Annotated in this window: 16 protein-coding genes; 6 read left to right on the forward strand and 10 right to left on the reverse strand. The window is 72.3% G+C overall.

The window, feature by feature from the left end:
• Positions 1–8: 8 nt before the first annotated feature.
• The 6 genes from ACFC0D_RS16365 to ACFC0D_RS16390 all read right to left on the reverse strand — a co-directional run bounded on the left by ACFC0D_RS16365 (position 9) and on the right by ACFC0D_RS16390 (position 6370).
• Positions 9–428 (reverse strand): hypothetical protein, encoded by a 420-nt coding sequence (locus tag ACFC0D_RS16365; protein WP_376435611.1) that lies wholly within the window; start codon positions 426–428, stop codon positions 9–11.
• Between the two features lie 101 nt (positions 429–529).
• The gene (locus ACFC0D_RS16370; protein WP_376435613.1) at positions 530–1285 is read right to left on the reverse strand and encodes a LytR/AlgR family response regulator transcription factor; all 756 of its coding nucleotides are present in this window, start codon (positions 1283–1285) and stop codon (positions 530–532) included.
• A 50-nt stretch (positions 1286–1335) separates the two neighbouring features.
• A complete protein-coding gene (locus ACFC0D_RS16375; RefSeq protein ID WP_376435616.1) occupies positions 1336–2208 on the reverse strand; it encodes an Fpg/Nei family DNA glycosylase in 873 nt (290 codons plus the stop codon).
• Between the two features lie 37 nt (positions 2209–2245).
• Complete coding sequence (locus ACFC0D_RS16380; protein WP_376435619.1) at positions 2246–3604, reverse strand: wax ester/triacylglycerol synthase family O-acyltransferase; 1359 nt, start codon at positions 3602–3604, stop codon at positions 2246–2248.
• Positions 3605–3666: 62 nt separating this feature from the next.
• Positions 3667–5772 (reverse strand): SpoIIE family protein phosphatase, encoded by a 2106-nt coding sequence (locus ACFC0D_RS16385; RefSeq protein ID WP_376435621.1) that lies wholly within the window; start codon positions 5770–5772, stop codon positions 3667–3669.
• 109 nt (positions 5773–5881) lie between these two features.
• Positions 5882–6370 (reverse strand): hypothetical protein, encoded by a 489-nt coding sequence (locus ACFC0D_RS16390; RefSeq protein WP_376435623.1) that lies wholly within the window; start codon positions 6368–6370, stop codon positions 5882–5884.
• Positions 6371–6563: 193 nt separating this feature from the next.
• On the opposite strand from ACFC0D_RS16390, the gene ACFC0D_RS16395 reads away from it, so the two are divergent.
• The 4 genes from ACFC0D_RS16395 (at position 6564) to ACFC0D_RS16410 (ending at position 9663) form a co-directional block, all read left to right on the forward strand.
• Positions 6564–7445, forward strand: coding sequence for a YndJ family protein (locus ACFC0D_RS16395; RefSeq protein ID WP_376435626.1), 882 nt, complete (start codon positions 6564–6566; stop codon positions 7443–7445).
• Positions 7433–7978 (forward strand): DUF1990 family protein, encoded by a 546-nt coding sequence (locus tag ACFC0D_RS16400; RefSeq protein ID WP_376435628.1) that lies wholly within the window; start codon positions 7433–7435, stop codon positions 7976–7978. Before ACFC0D_RS16395 ends, ACFC0D_RS16400 begins: the two co-directional genes overlap by 13 nt.
• A 65-nt stretch (positions 7979–8043) precedes the next feature.
• The gene (locus ACFC0D_RS16405) at positions 8044–8217 is read left to right on the forward strand and encodes a hypothetical protein (RefSeq protein ID WP_376435631.1); all 174 of its coding nucleotides are present in this window, start codon (positions 8044–8046) and stop codon (positions 8215–8217) included.
• A 24-nt stretch (positions 8218–8241) separates the two neighbouring features.
• A complete protein-coding gene (locus ACFC0D_RS16410) occupies positions 8242–9663 on the forward strand; it encodes a lipase maturation factor family protein (RefSeq protein WP_376435633.1) in 1422 nt (473 codons plus the stop codon).
• 73 nt (positions 9664–9736) lie between these two features.
• On the opposite strand, the gene ACFC0D_RS16415 is transcribed toward ACFC0D_RS16410, so the two are convergent.
• The 3 genes from ACFC0D_RS16415 to ACFC0D_RS16425 all read right to left on the reverse strand — a co-directional run bounded on the left by ACFC0D_RS16415 (position 9737) and on the right by ACFC0D_RS16425 (position 12485).
• Positions 9737–9907 carry a hypothetical protein gene (locus tag ACFC0D_RS16415; RefSeq protein WP_362355075.1) on the reverse strand — a complete coding sequence of 57 codons (171 nt, stop codon included), beginning with the start codon at positions 9905–9907 and terminating at the stop codon, positions 9737–9739.
• Between the two features lie 277 nt (positions 9908–10184).
• Positions 10185–11669: an SDR family NAD(P)-dependent oxidoreductase gene (locus tag ACFC0D_RS16420; RefSeq protein WP_376435636.1), complete on the reverse strand. Its 1485-nt coding sequence runs from the start codon at positions 11667–11669 to the stop codon at positions 10185–10187.
• Positions 11670–11732: 63 nt separating this feature from the next.
• Positions 11733–12485: a (2Fe-2S)-binding protein gene (locus ACFC0D_RS16425; RefSeq protein WP_376435639.1), complete on the reverse strand. Its 753-nt coding sequence runs from the start codon at positions 12483–12485 to the stop codon at positions 11733–11735.
• Positions 12486–12808: 323 nt separating this feature from the next.
• Between ACFC0D_RS16425 and ACFC0D_RS16430 the strand changes: the two genes are divergently transcribed.
• On the forward strand, positions 12809–13525 hold the full coding sequence (locus tag ACFC0D_RS16430) for a carbonic anhydrase (protein WP_376435642.1): 717 nt from the start codon (positions 12809–12811) through the stop codon (positions 13523–13525).
• A gap of 117 nt (positions 13526–13642) precedes the next feature.
• Positions 13643–14626, forward strand: a complete 984-nt coding sequence (locus ACFC0D_RS16435) for a DMT family transporter (protein WP_376435645.1) — start codon at positions 13643–13645, stop codon at positions 14624–14626.
• On the opposite strand, the gene ACFC0D_RS16440 is transcribed toward ACFC0D_RS16435, so the two are convergent.
• On the reverse strand, positions 14507–15862 hold the full coding sequence (locus ACFC0D_RS16440) for a transglycosylase family protein (RefSeq protein WP_376435647.1): 1356 nt from the start codon (positions 15860–15862) through the stop codon (positions 14507–14509). The genes ACFC0D_RS16435 and ACFC0D_RS16440 overlap by 120 nt on opposite strands.
• Between the last annotated feature and the right edge of the window lie 374 nt (positions 15863–16236).

The raw sequence follows: 16236 nt of genomic DNA on the forward strand, positions 1-16236 counted from the left end.
CCCCGCGGTCAGCGGCCCTCGACGAGGCCGGTGAAGTCGCGTTCGTTGCGTTCGGCGCGGCGGACGTACCAGCGGGCGACGGCCCAGATGACCGGGTAGACGCCGACGCCGAGCGTCGCCCAGACGACGGCCTCGGGTGCGGGGAGCGCGAGGAGCAGCGGCAGCGGGCCGACGAGGAGGGCGAGGGCGACGAGGGCGGTGAGGGCGGCCTTCAGCTGGCTCCGCATCAGGGAGCGCACATAGGTGTGGCCGAGGCTGGTCTGCTCGCTGATCTCGGAGCGGGCGGGGGGATGACCGGGCGGACGACCGTGCGGGTACCGCGGGGGCGGGCCGCCCGCACGGTCGCGGAGGGCGGAGGCGCGCGTGACCGTCTCGCGCCGGGGCCGGCGCGGCGGTGGCTGCTCGGACGTCGGTGTCCGCTCCGTCATCTGTCGACCTCGCAGGGGCTGTGGAGGGAACGGAGTCTACGCAGCGGTGATGACGCAGGGTAGAGGCGTCGGCCGGCTTCCGGGGAACGGCCCCGCTGCCGTCAGCCGCCCGCGCGGCGCATGAGGAGGTCCCGCAGTTGGCGGGAGTGGCGGCGACTGACGGCCAGCTCGGTGCTGCCGACCCGGACGGAGGTGGCGCCGCCGTCGAGCCGCAGTTCGTCGATGCGGCCGAGGGCGACGAGATGGCTGCGGTGGATACGGACGAAGCCGCGATCGGCCCACCGCTCCTCCAGCGTGGACAGCGGGATGCGGACCAGGTGGCTGCCGTCGTCGGTGTGCAGGCGGGCGTAGTCGCCCTGGGCCTCGACGTACGCGATGTCGTCGACGGCCACGAAGCGGGTGACCCCGCCGAGTTCGACCGGTATCTGCTCCGGCGCCGTGAGTGGGGCCGCGGGTACGGCGGAGGCATGGACCAGCTCGCGGACCCGGCGGACGGCCTCGGCGAGCCGCTCGCGCCGTACCGGCTTGAGGACGTAGTCGACGGCCTTGAGGTCGAAGGCCTGGACCGCGAAGCCCTCGTGGGCGGTGACGAAGACGATCAGCGGGGGCCGGGCGAAGCCGGCGAGCAGCCGGGCGAGGTCGAGGCCGGTGAGGCCGGCCATGTGGATGTCGAGGAAGACGACGTCGATGGCGTCGTCGCCGTCCGGCCCGGCGTCGAGGGCGCGGCCGATCCTGCGCAGCGCCTCGGTCGCGTCGGTGGCGCCCTCGGCGCTGCGGACCCGCGGATCGGCACGCAGGAGGTAGAGCAGCTCTCCGAGGGCCGGCTCTTCGTCGTCGACGGCCAGTACGCGCACCATGCGGCGGAGTCTATGCGAGCGGCCGCGACCGGCTTTCCGAGCTCGGGCGGCTACTTGAGCAACTTCGACATCCGGCGGTCGGCGAGCGGTTTGCCGCCGGTCTGGCAGGTGGGGCAGTACTGGAGGGAGGAGTCGCTGAAGGACACCTCGCGGATGGTGTCACCGCAGACCGGGCATTTCTCACCGGTCCGGCCGTGGACGCGCAGGCCGCTCTTCTTCTCGGCCTTCAGCTTGCCCGCGGCCAGGCCGTGGGAGCGCTCGACGGCCTCGCTCAGGGTGGTGCGGATCGCCTCGTGGAGAGCGGCGGTCTCCTCCTCGGTGAGGTTCTGGGTGGGTTTGAAGGGGGACATCTTCGCCACGTGCAGGATCTCGTCGCTGTACGCGTTGCCGATGCCGGCGATCAGGCTCTGGTCCCGCAGGGCGCCCTTGATCTGGCGTCGTTCCGCGGCGAGCAGGGCGGTGAAGGCGGCGAGGTCGAAGTCGTCGGCGAGCGGGTCGGGACCGAGGCGGGCGACGCCCGGCACGTCCTGCGGGTCGTGGACGAGGTGGACGGCGAGCCGCTTGGTGGTGCCGGCCTCGGTGAGGTCGAAGCCGTCGCCCTCGGTGAGCGCGATGCGCAGGGCGAGCGGCCCTTTGCCGGGGCGCGGCGGCCCCGAGGGCAGCGGGTCCTTCCACTGGAGCCAGCCCGCGCGGGCGAGGTGGACGAGGAGATGGAGCTCGCCCGCCTCGCCGCCGGTGGTGATGTCCAGGAACTTGCCGTGCCGGGCGACTCCGGTGACGGTGGCGCCCTCGACGGCGCCGAGGGGTGGGTCGTACGTCTTCAGCACGCTGATCGCGACGGGCAGCGCGCGGGCGATCTCCTTGCCCACCAGATGCTCGTCGAGGAACTCGCGCAGCGCTTCCACCTCGGGCAGTTCGGGCATGACTCCACCTTCCCGCACGGGCCGTCAGGATGCGCGTTCAGACACCCCCGAGGTCTTCGAGCAGGTCGAGTTCGTCGCCGATCGCGGCGGCCAGGGCCTCGATGTCGGGGACGGCCTTGCCGTCGGCGACCAGGCCGACGTGGACCCGGCCGGCGTACGGGGACATGGCGACGGCGAGCGCCTGGCCGCGGGCGAGCGGGGCCATCGGGAAGAGCTCGCGCAGCGGGGCGCCGCCGAGGGAGAGTGCCGAGCGGGGCAGCGGAACGTTGGTGACGAGGACGTCGAAGAGGAGCCGGGCGGCTCCGGAGGCCAGCGGCGCGCCGAAGCGGTGGGCGAGCGAGGGCAGTTGATCGGCGAGTACGGCGACGGCTCCGGCGCCGCGCATCGGCCCGTCGGCCTTGTTGCGGTCCATGGCCCGCCGTACGGAAGCCAGCCGGGTCGCGGGGTCGGGCTCGGTGACGGGGAGGGCGAGGAGGTAGGCGGAGAGGCTGTTGCCGGAGCCGGCGGGTGAGCCGGGGCGCCGACGGGAGACGGGGACGAGGGCGCGCGGATCGGCGGCGGGGAGCGGTTCGCCGCGTCCGTCGAGCCAGCGGCGCAGGGCTCCGGCGACGACGGCGAGGAGCACGTCGTTGGCGGTTCCGCCGGTGGTGCGGCGCACCTGGTGGACGCGTTCCAGGTCCAGGACGGCGGTGGCGACGCGGCGCGTTCCGCTGGAGTGGGCGGCGAGGGCGGAGGGGGCCCGGACGTCGATCTGGCCTGCGCGAAGGAAGGAGGCGCCGACGACGGAGGCGCCGACGTCGACGGCCCGGCCGATGTCCTCGATGCGTTCCCTGGCCGCGCCCATGATCCGGCCGGGACCGGGGAGCCAGGAGCGCGGCGGTACGTTGCGGGCGCGGCGCCCTCCGTACCTGCGGGTCGCGGCGATCTCGTCGAAGATCCCGGCTCCGATGGCGACGGCCCTCATGCCGTCGGCGAGGGCGTGGTGCAGTTTGACGAGGACGGCGAACGAGCCGTCGGGGGCGCCGGTGAGCAGATACATCTCCCAGGGCGGCAGCCCGCGTTCGACCGGCCGTTCCATGAGTTCGCCCGCGAGCCCGGCGGCTTCGGCGGCGAAGTCGGCGCCGGGCAGCGCGATCTCCCGGACGTGGCGTCGTACGTCGAACTGCTTGTCCGTGGTCCAGGCGGCGCCGCCGACGGGCAGCAGGACGTCGCGGACCTTCATGCGCAGCCGGGGGATCGCGGCGGCGCGGCGCGCGAGCAGGTCCAGGACGGTGGACGGATCGCCGTGGGCGGGGAGCGGGCCGAAATGGGCGAGCGCGCCCAGGTGCATGGGGTGGTCGGAGGATTCGAGGTGCCAGAACGCCAGATCAAGAGGCGCCAGAAGCTCACTGCTCAAGTGATCACATGTCCTCAGAGGATGGCAGGGGATCGCAGTCAATCGCGTACGGTCGGTTACGGTCAAGTACGATCGATGTACGCAGGGTTAACAATGAATTCGCACCAGACGCATTTGCCGCTGCCGCGCGATTCGACGCCCCAGACGTCCGAGATCCGGTCCACGAGCATCAGACCCCGCCCCGACACGCCCGACTCCCCCGCCTCTCTCCGTCGCGGCAGCGCGCTGGAGCGGTCCTCGACCTCCACCCGCAGCCGTCGTTCCGGGCCCGCCAGCATCCGCAGGGTCACGATCGCGCCGCCGTCGGTGTGCATCAGCGCGTTGGTGATCAGTTCGTCGGAGACCAGCTCGATCTCGTCCGAGCGCTCCCCGGCGCCCCAGGCCCGTACCGCCGCCCGGATCATGTGGCGCGCGGAGCTCAGCGCCTCCGGGTCGCTCTGCGCCACATGCTGCTGGAGCCGGCCGCCGGACTGCGGATAGTACGACCCCTGGCGACGCAGCAGCAGGATCGCCACGTCGTCCTCACCGCCCCGCTCGTCCACGACCTCGCAGAGGTGGTCGGCCAGTTCCTGAAGGTCCCGCGGCCCGTTCCTGACCAGCGAGGAGAGCAATGTCAGCCCTTCGTCGAGATCCGAGCCGGGCTTCTCCACCAGGCCGTCGGTGTACAGCAGCAGGGTCTGTCCCGGGGACAGCTCCAGGGTGGTCACGGGATGGTCGAGGCGACCGAACTCGGCCGAGAGACCCAGGGGCAGTCCGCCCTCCACCGGCAGCCGTCGGCAACTGCCGTCGTTGTCCTGGAGCAGCGGGTCGACATGTCCGGCGCGCACCACCTGGACGACGCCGGTGGCGAGGTCCGCCTCGACATATGTGCAGGTGGCGAAGCGGTCGGTGTCCAGCTCATGGAGGAAGACGGAGGCCCTGGCCATCACGGTCGCCGGCGTGTGCCCCTCGGCGGCGTAGGCCCGCAGCACGATCCGCAGCTGCCCCATGACGGCCGCGGCATGGGTGTCGTGTCCCTGAACGTCTCCGATGATGGCGCCGACCCGGCCGCCGGGCAGCGGGATGACGTCGTACCAGTCGCCGCCGATGTCGCGGCCGAGGCGGGCCGAGCGGTAGCGGACCGCTATCTGGGCGCCGGGCACGTCGGGGATACGGCGCGGCAGCATCGCCTGCTGGAGCCCCTCGGCCAGGTCGTGCTCCTGCTCGTAGAGCATGGCGCGCTGGAGGCTCTGCGCGATGCTGCTGCCGAGGGCCACCAGAAGATTGCGCTCGTCGGCGCTGAAGCCGGTCTTGTCGCTGTAGAGCAGTCCGAGCGCGCCGATCGGCCGGGCCTGGGCGATCAGCGGCAGATAGGCCGCCGAGGTGATGCCGAGTCCGCTGATGTGCGGCCACAGGATCGGGTACGACTCGGCGAAGTCCTTCGGCGACTCGATGAACCGCGGGCGCAGGGTCCGGACCACCTCGCTCATCGGGTACGGCTCGTCCACCCGGGTGAATCGCGTGCCGGGCACGAAGGCGCCGGTGGGCCCCTCGGCGACGAGATGGATCCGGCCGGCCTCCAGGAGTCCCATGACCAGGCTGGTGGCACCGAAGTACTGGAGGCCGTGCGAGGCGCCGAGCAGATCGATGATGTCCTGCACGGTCCGGGCGTGCGCCAGTGCCGCGGTGGTGCCCTCCACGACGCTGGTGCGTCTGCGCCGCCCCTCGTCCAGGCCGAGCCGGGCGGCCTGCTCGGACACCTCCTCCGAGGCGTCCCGGATGATGCCGACGATCCGGACGGGGCGGCCGGTCTCGTCGCGCTGGATCTGGCCCTCGGTGTGCGACCAGCGCGGGCTCCCGTCCCGCAGCCGGACGCGAAAGTAGGCGCCGTAGTGTTCGCTGCCGTCCTTGAGCGCGTGGGAGACCAGGGTGTCGAGCTGCCGTCCTTCGTCGGCCATCACCCGGGGGGCGAGGGTGAGCGGGTTCCCGTCGTACTCATCGGGCCTGAGGTCGAAGACCCTGAGGGCGCTCTCGTCCATGGCCAGCGTCCCGGCGACCAGGTCCCAGTCGAAGCTTCCCATCCGGAACGCACGACCGTAGTCACGGAGGAAGCAGCACGTCACACCCCCTGCTCCTGATGCGCAGCGGCATGGGTCCGCCGCTTCGCCTCCCCCCGTGCCCGCGCTCATGGGGCCACGCTAGGCGCAGGCCAGGCGGCCCGCACGGCGGAGAGGAGCCGGGGATCCGGGTGGAGGTTCGGGCCCGGGATCCAGGTGGGAGTCCGGGTGGGGACACGCCTCATCCCTCGAAGGTTTCCGGCTGCTGGGCGCCGGTTTCGCCCGGGAACAGGTCCTCGTAGGAGGGCGGGTCCGACTCGGAATCCGGCTCGACCGGCGTATCCGGGGAGGCCGGCTCCGACCAGGTCGGGGTGGGGCAGCCCGGAGGGACGGACGGGCTCGGGGAGGCCGGGTCGGGAGTCGTCGTGTCCGGTGTGCCGGTCGGGCTCTCGTACGGCGACGACGGGCAAGCGGTCATGGACTGGGAGTCGCTCGGCGACGGGGTGGAATCGTCGGGCGAGGCGTCGTCTCCGGGGACGGTGGAGCGGTCGGGGCTCACGGAGGCACCGCGGTCGGGTGCGGGAGGCTGGAGGAAGGCGTCCTGCGAGGCGGCGGCCGTTCCGGCGCCGCCGCCGCCGTCGGACGAGCAGCCCGCGAGCACCAGCGTCGAGACCAGCGCGGCGAGTGCGGCGACGTGAGGGCGCCGCGGCCGGCGTATGGGTGAGCGCACGTGGATCTCCCGCCTCTTTCCACCCGAGACATTCCTTCATGTCTGTCGCACCGCACGGCGGCCCGCAAGCGGAGTGCGGCCGACCGGAGGACGGTCGGCGGCCGCGCACGAGAGACGCACTTGAACACGTTCAAGGAAAGCCCTACGCTCGACCCCGTTGAGGTTTGAACACGTTCAATCAGGGGGTGGGGGTATGTCCGTGCTGGTCGATCTCATCGTGATGCTCGGCATGTTCGTCATCGTCCCCATGGGCCTGGGGCTCATCGACGCCCCTCGGCCGCGCGGACTTCGGCGGCTCCGCCGCGCCTGGCCGCTGCTCGCCGCCCCCGGCGCCCTCGCCCTGTGGCTCCCGCGCTCCCCCACCGCCGCCGCGCTCGCCACGGTCTACGCGCTGGCCACCCTCGCGCTGGCGCTCTGCGCCCCGGCGCGGCTCGCGGCGCTCCCCCGGCCGAGGACCGGCCTGTCGCTCCCCTCGCTCCCGCCCTCCGAGATCGCCGTGCTCACGGCGCTCGTGACCCCAGCGGTCGCGGGCCTCGCCCTGGTCGCCGAACGCGCGGGACACGAGCTGTTCGGCTTCGACCTCGACATCCTGGCCCTGACCGTGCCCCACTTCCACTTCGCCGGCTTCGCCGCCGCGCTGGTGGCCGGTCTGGTCTGCCATACATCCGACGGACCCGCCACGCGCTTCGCCGCGCTCAGCGTTCCGCTCGGCACCCTGCTGGTACTGGTCGGCTACTTCGTCGACGACTGGGCCGAGCTCGCCGGGGCGCTCGTCCTCACCGCCGGGATGTGGGCCGTCGCCCTGGAGACCTGGCGGGAGCTGCGCACCGACGCCCACGACCCGGTCACCCACGCCCTCCTCGCCGTCTCGGCCGTGGGGCTCGTGGCGACCATGCTGCTCGCCCTGAGCTGGGCGCTCGGCGAGGCGACCGGCCTCCCCCACCCGAACCTGACCTGGATGGCCGCCACCCACGGCCTCGGCAACGCCCTCGGTTTCGCGCTCTGCTCGCTGCTCGCCCGGCGCCGCCTGCGGGCGACCGCCCCGAAGAAGGAGACCGCATCATGGCCCGTCTGATCCGTGACCTCGCCACGTCCAGCGCCCCCGCGCCGCTGAACTACCGGGACGTCGGCGCCACCGGCCGGGACCGTCTTCCGGCCGGCTACCACCACCTCCACCACACGGTCCGCGTCGGGCGGGGCCGGGACGCCTTCGAGACCGCCGGGACCGCCGTCACCACCTGGCGGATGCACCGCGCTTCGGGCGCCCGGGTCCGCAGCGAGGCGGACCGCGCCGAGCCCGGCGTCTTCGTCGAGGTCTCGATGGGCCTCGGCCCGGTCCGGTTCGCCGCACCCTGCGAGGTGATCTGGACCGCGTACGAGAAGGACCGCACCGGATTCGCCTACGGCACCCGCACCGGGCACCCCGAACGGGGCGAGGAGTCCTTCGTCGTCGACCTGCACGACGACGGCTCGGTCTGGTTCACGGTCACCGCGTTCAGCCGCCCCGCCGCCTGGTACACCCGCCTCGCGGGACCGCTCGTCCCCGTCCTCCAGCACGCCTACGCACGCCGCCTCGGCCGCACGCTCCAGCGCCTCGTCACGGGATGACGCCCAGGGTCACGCACGGGGTTACGCTCCCTTTGTAGGCATACGTTCCGACCCAGGAGGCGGCCGTGAGCCAGTACGACGAGTACACCTACAGCACTCCCTCGCAGGCCGAGGGCGAGCGCCTCGAAGAGGACATGGACACGCTGCAGCGGGACCACCGCCACCCCCTGACCGCCCGCACCACGCCGTCCCAGGCGGAGGGGCTGCGCTCTCAGGACGAGGAGGAGAGGAAGGGCTGACCTCCCGGGCCGATACTGGAAGCAATGGAGTGGTTCACGGCACCGGACTACTGGCTGAGCCGGATCGTCTTCCAGCGGGGGCTCGCCGGGCTCTATCTCGTGGCCTTCCTCTCGGCCGCTCTCCAGTTCCGGGCCCTGATCGGCGAGCGCGGAATGCTCCCCGTCCCGGAGTACCTGCGCCGGGTGGAGCCGCGTCAGGCGCCCAGCCTCTTCCACTGGCACTACTCCGACCGCCTGTTCGCGGCGGTCTCGTGGAGCGGCGCGGCCGTGGCCCTCGCGCTGGTGGCGGGCGCGGGCGACGCCGTGCCGCTCGCCGTCTCGATGCTGCTGTGGGCGGTGCTCTGGGCGCTGTATCTCTCGATCGTCAACGTGGGCCAGACCTGGTACAGCTTCGGCTGGGAGTCGCTGCTCCTGGAGGCGGGCTTCCTCGCGGTCTTCCTCGGCAACGACGACACCGCGCCGCCGGTCCTCGTGCTGTGGCTGCTGCGCTGGCTGCTCTTCCGCGTCGAGTTCGGCGCGGGACTCATCAAGATCCGCGGTGACGCCTGCTGGCGGAATCTGACCTGCCTCTACTTCCACCACGAGACCCAGCCGATGCCCGGCCCGCTCAGCTGGTTCTTCCACCATCTCCCCCGGCCGCTGCACCGGGTCGAGGTGGCCGCGAACCATGTCGTCCAACTGCTGGTCCCGGTACTGCTCTTCACCCCGCAGCCGGTGGCGACGGTGGCGGCCTGCCTGATGGTGGCGACCCAGCTCTGGCTGGTGCTCTCGGGCAACTTCGCCTGGCTGAACTGGCTGACGATCGTCCTCGCGCTCTCCGCCATGGACGGCTCGCTCCTCGTCGGCGAGCACCCGCAGCCCTCCCCGCCGATCTGGTACGTGGTCGTGGTCGTCGCCGTGACCGCACTGGTCCTCTTCCGCAGCTACCGACCGGTGCGCAACCTGCTGTCGCGGCGGCAGGCGATGAATCGCTCGTACGACCCGTTCCACCTGGTCAACACGTACGGCGCGTTCGGCACGGTCGGCCGGATCCGGGACGAGATCGTCATCGAGGGCACCTCCGACCCGCTGCGGGACGGGGACGCGGAGTGGAAGGAGTACGGCTTCAAGGGCAAGCCCGGCGATCCACGCCGGCTGCCGCGCCAGTTCGCCCCGTACCATCTGCGGCTCGACTGGCTGATGTGGTTCGCGGCGCTCTCCCCCGCGTACGCCCGCGACTGGTTCGGACCGTTCGTCGAGCGGCTCCTCGACGGGGACCGGGACACGCTGCGGCTGCTGCGCCACAACCCCTTCCCGGACGCGCCGCCGGCCCGGATCAGGGCCCGCCTGTACCGCTACCGCTACACGACCTGGCGTGAGCTGCGGGAGACCGGGGCGTGGTGGCACCGCACGCTCGTACGGGAGTACCTGCCGCCGGTCGAGCTGCGGAGCGTGGCGCGGCGCTGAAGCCGGGCCCGGACATGCCTGTGCCCCCGGTCGCGGGGCGGCCGGGGGCACAGGGCGAAGCGACAGTTACGACTCAGTCGATACCGGGCAGGATGTGCGGCTCCGCGAGGTCGTCCTCGTAGCCCGCCAGCCGGATCGGAGCCGCATGGGCCCACACGTCGAGGCTGCCCAGCTCACCGGAGCGGCGTGGCCGCTCCGGATGTTCGGCCGGTCGCTGTTCCTGCTTCGTCAATTCTGGTGTCACCGCGCACTCCCTTGTGTCGCGTACCAATGAGGACATGGCCGTTTCGGTCGCGGTGGCGCCGTTCTTCGGGCGGGACCGCGGCCTTGGTGGCAGGCCAGTCCCCAGGCAAGCCGTGGGGGTTTTGTGAAACCCCGGTGGCCGACCGTGGACATCAGACTAACCAAATGAGCGCCTGGGCGCTCTATGGGGCCCAGAAGTGTGACGCGATCGAGTGAATTTCGGACATCTGGGCGGTTTACCGAGGCTTGGTTGCCGAAATCGGTTTACCGAGAGCCGATCACCAGTTGCCCGGCGCGTAGTCCTTGAGGAAGACGCCGTACAGGTCCTCGCCCGCCTCGCCGCGCACGACGGGGTCGTACACGCGGGCGGCGCCGTCGACCAGGTCGAGCGGGGCGTGGAAGCCCTCCTCGGCGAGGCGCAGCTTGTCGAAGTGCGGACGCTCGTCGGTGATCCAGCCGGTGTCGACCGAGGTCATGAGGATGCCGTCGGCCTGGAACATCTCCTGGGCGCTGGTCCGCGTCACCATGTTGATCGCGGCCTTGGCCGCATTGGTGTTCGGGTGCCCCGCACCCTTGTAGCCGCGGCCGAAGACGCCCTCCATCGCCGAGACGTTGACGACGTAGGCCCGCCCGCTGGACGCCTTCTTGGCGGCCTCGGCCATGACCTGCCGCAACTTGCTGATCAGGATGAACGGCGCCGTGTAGTTGCACAGCTGGGTCTCGAGCAGCTCCACCGGGGAGATCTGCTCGATGGTCTGCACCCAGGTGTTGGACTCGACGACGTCCGGCACCAGGCCGCCCGCGTCGATGGCGCTGCCGTCACGGTGTCGCTCGACACTGGCGTTGCCCGCGACCAGCGCGAGGTCGGCGACCTGCTGCGCGTCCAGGCCGCTGACGCCGGCGGGCAGCGCGGAAGGCCCGCCGAGATCACCGACCGCGCCGGAGTTGAAGGCGCCGATCACATGGTGGGCGGGGAGCTCGCCCGCGGGCAGCGGGGCGCTCTCGCCCTCGACCAGGGCGGCGTAGGCGGAGGGCAGGCGACGCACGGTCTGCGTGGCGTTGTTGATGAGGATGTCCAGCGGACCGTCCTCGGCGATCTGATCGGCCAGGGCGACCGCCTGCGCGGGGTCGCGCAGGTCGATGCCGACGACGTCGAGCCGGTGCATCCAGTCCGCCGAGTCCTCCATGGCCTTGAAGCGGCGGATGGCGTCCTTGGGGAACCGGGTCGTGATCGTGGTGTGGGCACCGTCGCGCAGCAGCCGCAGCGCGATGTACATGCCGATCTTGGCCCGGCCGCCGGTGAGCAGCGCGCGCTTGCCCGCGAGGTCGGTGCGGGCGTCGCGCCGTGCCCGGTTCAGGGCCGCGCAGTCCTGGCAGAGCTGGTGGTAGAAGTAGTCGACCTCGACGTACCGCGTCTTGCAGGTGTAGCAGGAGCGGGGGCGCTGGAGTATCCCGGCGATCTGGCCGGCCTCGGTGACGGAGGAGGGCAGGATTCCCTCGGTCTCGTCGTCGATCCGCTGCGCGGAGCCGGTCGCGGTGGCCTCGGTGACCGCCTTGTCGTGCGCGGTCTTCGCGGCGCGGCGCTCCTGACGGCGGCGCTGCTTGACCGTGCGGTAGATACCGGCGGTGGCACGCCGGACGGCGATCGCGTCCGGGTGGTCGACCTCCAGCTCGTCGAGCTCGTCGAGCACGCTCAGGCAGACGGCCAGGCGCTCGGGGTCGATACCCGGCCCGTACTCCTGGGTTTCTTCGGTCACCGTCATGGCCTCTGTCGTTCCTCGATCGCTCGTACGCTCGCGCGCGCCCATGTCCTCAAAAGAGAAACTTTACGGAGCGGGAGGCCGTGTCTCCAAACCCGTGGCGGGAGCGTGGTCGAACACACAGTCGCCGCAGAGTCCGCCGCCGGGGCAGCGGTAGTAGAGGCAGCAGCTGGTGCGTCGCAGGCCTGTCCCCTGGACGGTGCGGGCCAGGTCGGGGTGGTCGAGGAGCCCGGTCACGAGTTCGGCGGCGCGGCGGGCGACCTCGGGCCGGCCCTGCGCGCGCGCCCAGCGGGTCAGCTCGCGCAGCGCTCCGGCCAGCGCGGAGCCGGCGTTCCCCCACAGCAGCCGGGGCGAGATCCGCCCGTCACGGCGAAGGGCGTCGTGGAGCGGGACGAGGTGGGCGAGCTGGACGGCCTCGCGGAGGTCGTCGACAGTCGCGGGACGGGTGTCCGTGCCCGCCCACCACAGGTCGTCGGGCGAGGTCAGGGACCCGTCCCAGTACAGGTCCGCCGGTTCGACGGCCGGGAACTCGCCATGGAGGGCGGCAGGACCGAGGGCGGTCGACCAGAGCCTGGCGGCGAGCCCGAGGTGGGCGATCGAGGCCGCGACCCGCCGCTCGGGGGCCCGGAGCCGGGCGCCCACGCGATCGACGCGGGCGGAGAGGGGGCCGGTCTCCCCCGCGTAGAGGCGGGCGAGCGGCACATGCGCGCCGTCCGTCTCCGGCGCGGTCGTCCGCAGCGCGAAAAAGCCGCCGACCGACCCTCCCCCAGCCTCCGGCCGGGGGTACCCCCACCTCGCTCCGCTCGCACCAAGATCCACGGTCACTGCCTCCTGACACGGTCGCCGGGGTACGGCGTCGATTGCACGGCCGTCGCGTGCATGGCTGCTCGGTGCACGGCTGCCGGGTGGGTGGTTGTCCCGCCCAGCTGCCGCGCAGCGTTGTCCCGCGCACGGCTGCCGCGTACATGGTTGTCCCGTTCACGGCCTCGGGGCGCATGGTTGCGGGGTTCACCGGCTCCCGGCAAAAGCCCGGTCGTGTTCGGGTCACACATGGTCATCGTCGGGTCATGGATGGTCATCTCCGAGTCATGATCGCTCCAAGTGAGGCTCCGCGACCGCTGATCACCGTAACGCTCGACCGCATGACGCCTCCCACGAACCCCTTCTCCTCCGCCGTTCCCGGCCGTCGCGCGGTGCTCGCTCTGACCGCCGCGGCCGCGACGGCGGCCATCCCCGCCTCCGCCCGGGCCGCCACACCCCCGACCCGCCGGCCCCGGCCCGAGGGACCGCTCACCGCCGCCGCGGCCCTGGCCGAACTCCGGGCCGGGAACGCCCGGTTCGCGGCGCTCCGGCAGATCCACCCGCACGAGGACGCCGCACGCCGCGCCGCCGTCGCCGTGTCCCAGCACCCGTTCGCGCTCGTCCTCGGCTGTGTCGACTCCCGGGTGCCGCCCGAGCTCGTCTTCGACCAGGGGCTCGGGGACCTGCTGGCGATACGGTCGGCCGGGCAGGCCCTCGACGAGGCGGTGCTCGGCTCGATCCAGTTCGGCGTCGACGAGCTGGGCGTCCCGCTGGTCCTCGTCCTGGGGCACGAGCGCTGCGGTGCCGCGACCGCTGCCGTGGAGTACGTACGGACGGGCAAGCCGGTCGAAGGACACCTCGCCAGGATCGTGGAGGAGCTCGCGCCCGCGGCGCGAGCCGCCCGCGATCTGCCGGGCGACTGGGTGGAGAACACGGTGCGGGCCAATGTGGACCGGATTCGACGGCGACTGGCTCGGGATGAGGCTTTCGACAAGGCCCGGATCGTCGGTGCCCGCTTCGACCTGGATACCGGAAAGGTCGCTTTCCACCCGTCCTGACCTGCGCGGGTGTACGTCCCAAGGCGTACGTGACGGTCCCGTACTGCGAAAGCAGTACGTCCGAAGGCGTTCCCAGGTACGACGACGTGAACGCCCGGAAGAGAGATCGTTGTATGTATGAACCCCCTCCTGCTGTCCGTACTCCTGTCACTGGTCTCGGCGGTCGCCTACGCGGCCGCGGCGATCGTGCAGGAGCGCGTCGCGGCCGCCGCCGGCGGCCCGACCTACGCACCACTGCGCAGCCCGGCCTGGTGGGGGTCCGTGCTGCTCAACGGTCTCGGTGCGGCGCTCCATGTCGCGGCGCTGGCCTACGGTCCGCTCAGCCTGGTCCAGCCGCTGGGCGCCCTCACGATCGTCTTCGCCCTGCCCATGGCGGCCCTCTTCGTGGGCCGCCGGGCCGGGCACACGGCCTGGCGCGGCGCGCTCATGGCCACGGTCGGACTCGCCGGGCTGCTCAGCCTGACGGGCAGCGCCGAATCCCAGGCACTGGGCGGCGCCGAGCGCTGGCTGCTCGCCGCGGGGACCTTCGGCGTGGTGGGCGGCCTGTTCACCGCCGCACATCTCCTGGGCCGCTCGGTACTGCGCAGCATCGTGCTCGCCGCCGCGGCGGGTGTGTCGTTCGGCATCGCATCGGTCTTCACCAAGACCGTGGCCGTGGAGTGGTCGCCGGACGCGCCGTTCGCCCAGTGGACGAGCCTGCTGGTCCTCTCGGCGCTCGCGGTCACCGGGCTGCTGCTCTCCCAGGCCTCCTATCGGGGCGCGGGCCTCGCGGCACCGCTGGCCACCGTCACGGTCGTCAACCCGGTGGTCGCCGCCGCGGTGGGCCTCACGCTCTTCGGCGAGAGCTTCCGGTACGGAACGGCCGGCACCGTCGCCGCGCTGATCTGCGGTGCGGTGGCGGCGGGCGGTCTGATCCAGCTCACGACGGACCGACTGACGGCCTCCGGCGACTCGCTCTCGGTGTCAGAGAAACGGCTGGTGTCAGATCGCGACACCCCGCGCCCTGAGGTAGGCCAGGGGGTCGATGTCGGACCCGTACCCGGGACCCGTGCGCACCTCGAAGTGGAGATGCGGTCCCGAGCTGTTGCCGGTCGATCCTGAACGGGCGATGCGCTGCCCGGAGTTGACCCGCTGGCCTTCGCGGACGGTGAGCGCGGACAGGTGCGCGTACTGGCTGTAGCGCCCGTCTTCGTGGCGGATGACGACCTCGTACCCGTACGCGCCGCCCCAACCTGCGGAGACGACGGTGCCGGTGGCCACGGCCTTCACGGACGTGCCGGTGGGAACGGGGAAGTCGACGCCGGTGTGATACCCGCTGGACCAGGAGGAGCCGGAGACGCGGTAGCGGGTGCCGACGGAGGCGGCAACGGGGGCGCTGAAGTCGTCGGCCCGCGAGGCGGGCTTGGCCGCCGGTTTGGTCACGGGCTTGGCCGCCGGCCTGGTCACGGGCTTGGCCGCAGCCTTCGCGACAGGTCTGGCCGCGGGCCTCGTGGCCGGCTTGACCTGCGCGGCGGCGGGAGGCCTGGTGGCCTCCGGAGCCGGCTTGGCCGAAGTCGGCCGGGTCGTGGGCGGCTTGGCCGTGGCCTGCTTCGCGGTGGGCGCGGGCTTGGCGACCGGGGGCTGATCCTTGGGCGGCTTGACGGGGGCGCTGATCCGGAGAGTCAGCTTCTGGCCCGGGTGGATCAGGTCGGGGTCGCCGCCGACCACGGTCCGATTCGCCTCGTACAACCGCTGCCAGCCGCCCTTGACCCGCTCCTCCCGGGCGATCCGGGAGAGTGAGTCGCCGGGGGTGACGGTGTACATCTCGCGGATCGTCGGCACGGTGGTCGGAGTCGCGGCCGGGGGCTCGCCCGCGGGGGGCCGCTGGGCCTGTCCGGTGCGCTGGGCCTGTCCGGTGCGCTGCGCTGTCGCGTCACGCTGCGCCGGTACCGACGCGGGTCGCGCGTCCGCCCGCTCGGGCGCCTGCCCCAGTCCCGCCCGCGAGGAGCAGGTCGGCCAGGCCTCCGGGCCCTGCCCCTTGAGGACCTTCTCCGCGATGGCGATCTGCTGGTCCTTGGAGGCGAGGTCGGCGCGGGGCGCGTAGTGCGTACCGCCGTACCGCTCCCAGGTGGACTGACTGAACTGCAGTCCACCGAAATAGCCGTTGCCCGTGTTGATCCGCCAGTTGGAGGAGGACTCGCAGGCGGCGACCTTCTCCCAGACGTCGAGCGAGGCGGCCTGCGCCGTCCCGGCACCGACCAGCGGTAACGCCATTCCGGCGCCGCCCGCCGTGACAGTCAGCGAGGCGCGGTTGATCCGGCTCGGCTGGTACCGGCGGTGTCGTCCCCGTACGGCCATGGGCCCCCCTCGTACGCGTCAGCGGAAGCGCATCGGCAGTCGCCCAAGGTAAGGGAAGGTCACAGGCCGTGACAAGGGCCGGGGCGAAACCCCAAGTCCCTTGTGTCACCTACGAATCGGAGCGTGCGGGCCCGGGCTCGGGCTGAGGCTCGGGTCCCGGTACGGGAGCGGGCCCCGGGGGCTCCGGAACCGGGTTCGGCGGCGGCACGGGAGGCGGTTCCGGCACCGGGGTCGGCGGTGACGGCACCGGCCCCGGCGGCGGGATCGGCGAGGGCGGCACCGGATCGGGGTACGGGTGGGTCATGACGGGCCTCTCGGTCGACGGGGCCGTACGGCTCCAGGCTCTCCCGGAGCGTCTGCCCGCGCCCGCCGGG

This window comes from Streptomyces sp. NPDC056222, assembly GCF_042264065.1.
Taxonomy (GTDB): Bacteria; Actinomycetota; Actinomycetes; order Streptomycetales; family Streptomycetaceae; genus Streptomyces.

What these genes read in the sequence shown, in the direction of transcription:
- ACFC0D_RS16365 (WP_376435611.1), bottom strand. Translation starts at nt 428, where the DNA reads ATGACGGAGCGGACACCGACGTCCGAGCAGCCACCGCCGCGCCGGCCC.
- ACFC0D_RS16370 (WP_376435613.1), bottom strand. Translation starts at nt 1,285, where the DNA reads ATGGTGCGCGTACTGGCCGTCGACGACGAAGAGCCGGCCCTCGGAGAG.
- ACFC0D_RS16375 (WP_376435616.1), bottom strand. Translation starts at nt 2,208, where the DNA reads ATGCCCGAACTGCCCGAGGTGGAAGCGCTGCGCGAGTTCCTCGACGAG.
- ACFC0D_RS16385 (WP_376435621.1), bottom strand. Translation starts at nt 5,772, where the DNA reads ATGAGCGCGGGCACGGGGGGAGGCGAAGCGGCGGACCCATGCCGCTGC.
- ACFC0D_RS16395 (WP_376435626.1), top strand. Translation starts at nt 6,564, where the DNA reads ATGTCCGTGCTGGTCGATCTCATCGTGATGCTCGGCATGTTCGTCATC.
- ACFC0D_RS16400 (WP_376435628.1), top strand. Translation starts at nt 7,433, where the DNA reads ATGGCCCGTCTGATCCGTGACCTCGCCACGTCCAGCGCCCCCGCGCCG.
- ACFC0D_RS16410 (WP_376435633.1), top strand. Translation starts at nt 8,242, where the DNA reads ATGGAGTGGTTCACGGCACCGGACTACTGGCTGAGCCGGATCGTCTTC.
- ACFC0D_RS16420 (WP_376435636.1), bottom strand. Translation starts at nt 11,669, where the DNA reads ATGACGGTGACCGAAGAAACCCAGGAGTACGGGCCGGGTATCGACCCC.
- ACFC0D_RS16430 (WP_376435642.1), top strand. Translation starts at nt 12,809, where the DNA reads ATGACGCCTCCCACGAACCCCTTCTCCTCCGCCGTTCCCGGCCGTCGC.
- ACFC0D_RS16435 (WP_376435645.1), top strand. Translation starts at nt 13,643, where the DNA reads ATGAACCCCCTCCTGCTGTCCGTACTCCTGTCACTGGTCTCGGCGGTC.
- ACFC0D_RS16440 (WP_376435647.1), bottom strand. Translation starts at nt 15,862, where the DNA reads ATGGCCGTACGGGGACGACACCGCCGGTACCAGCCGAGCCGGATCAAC.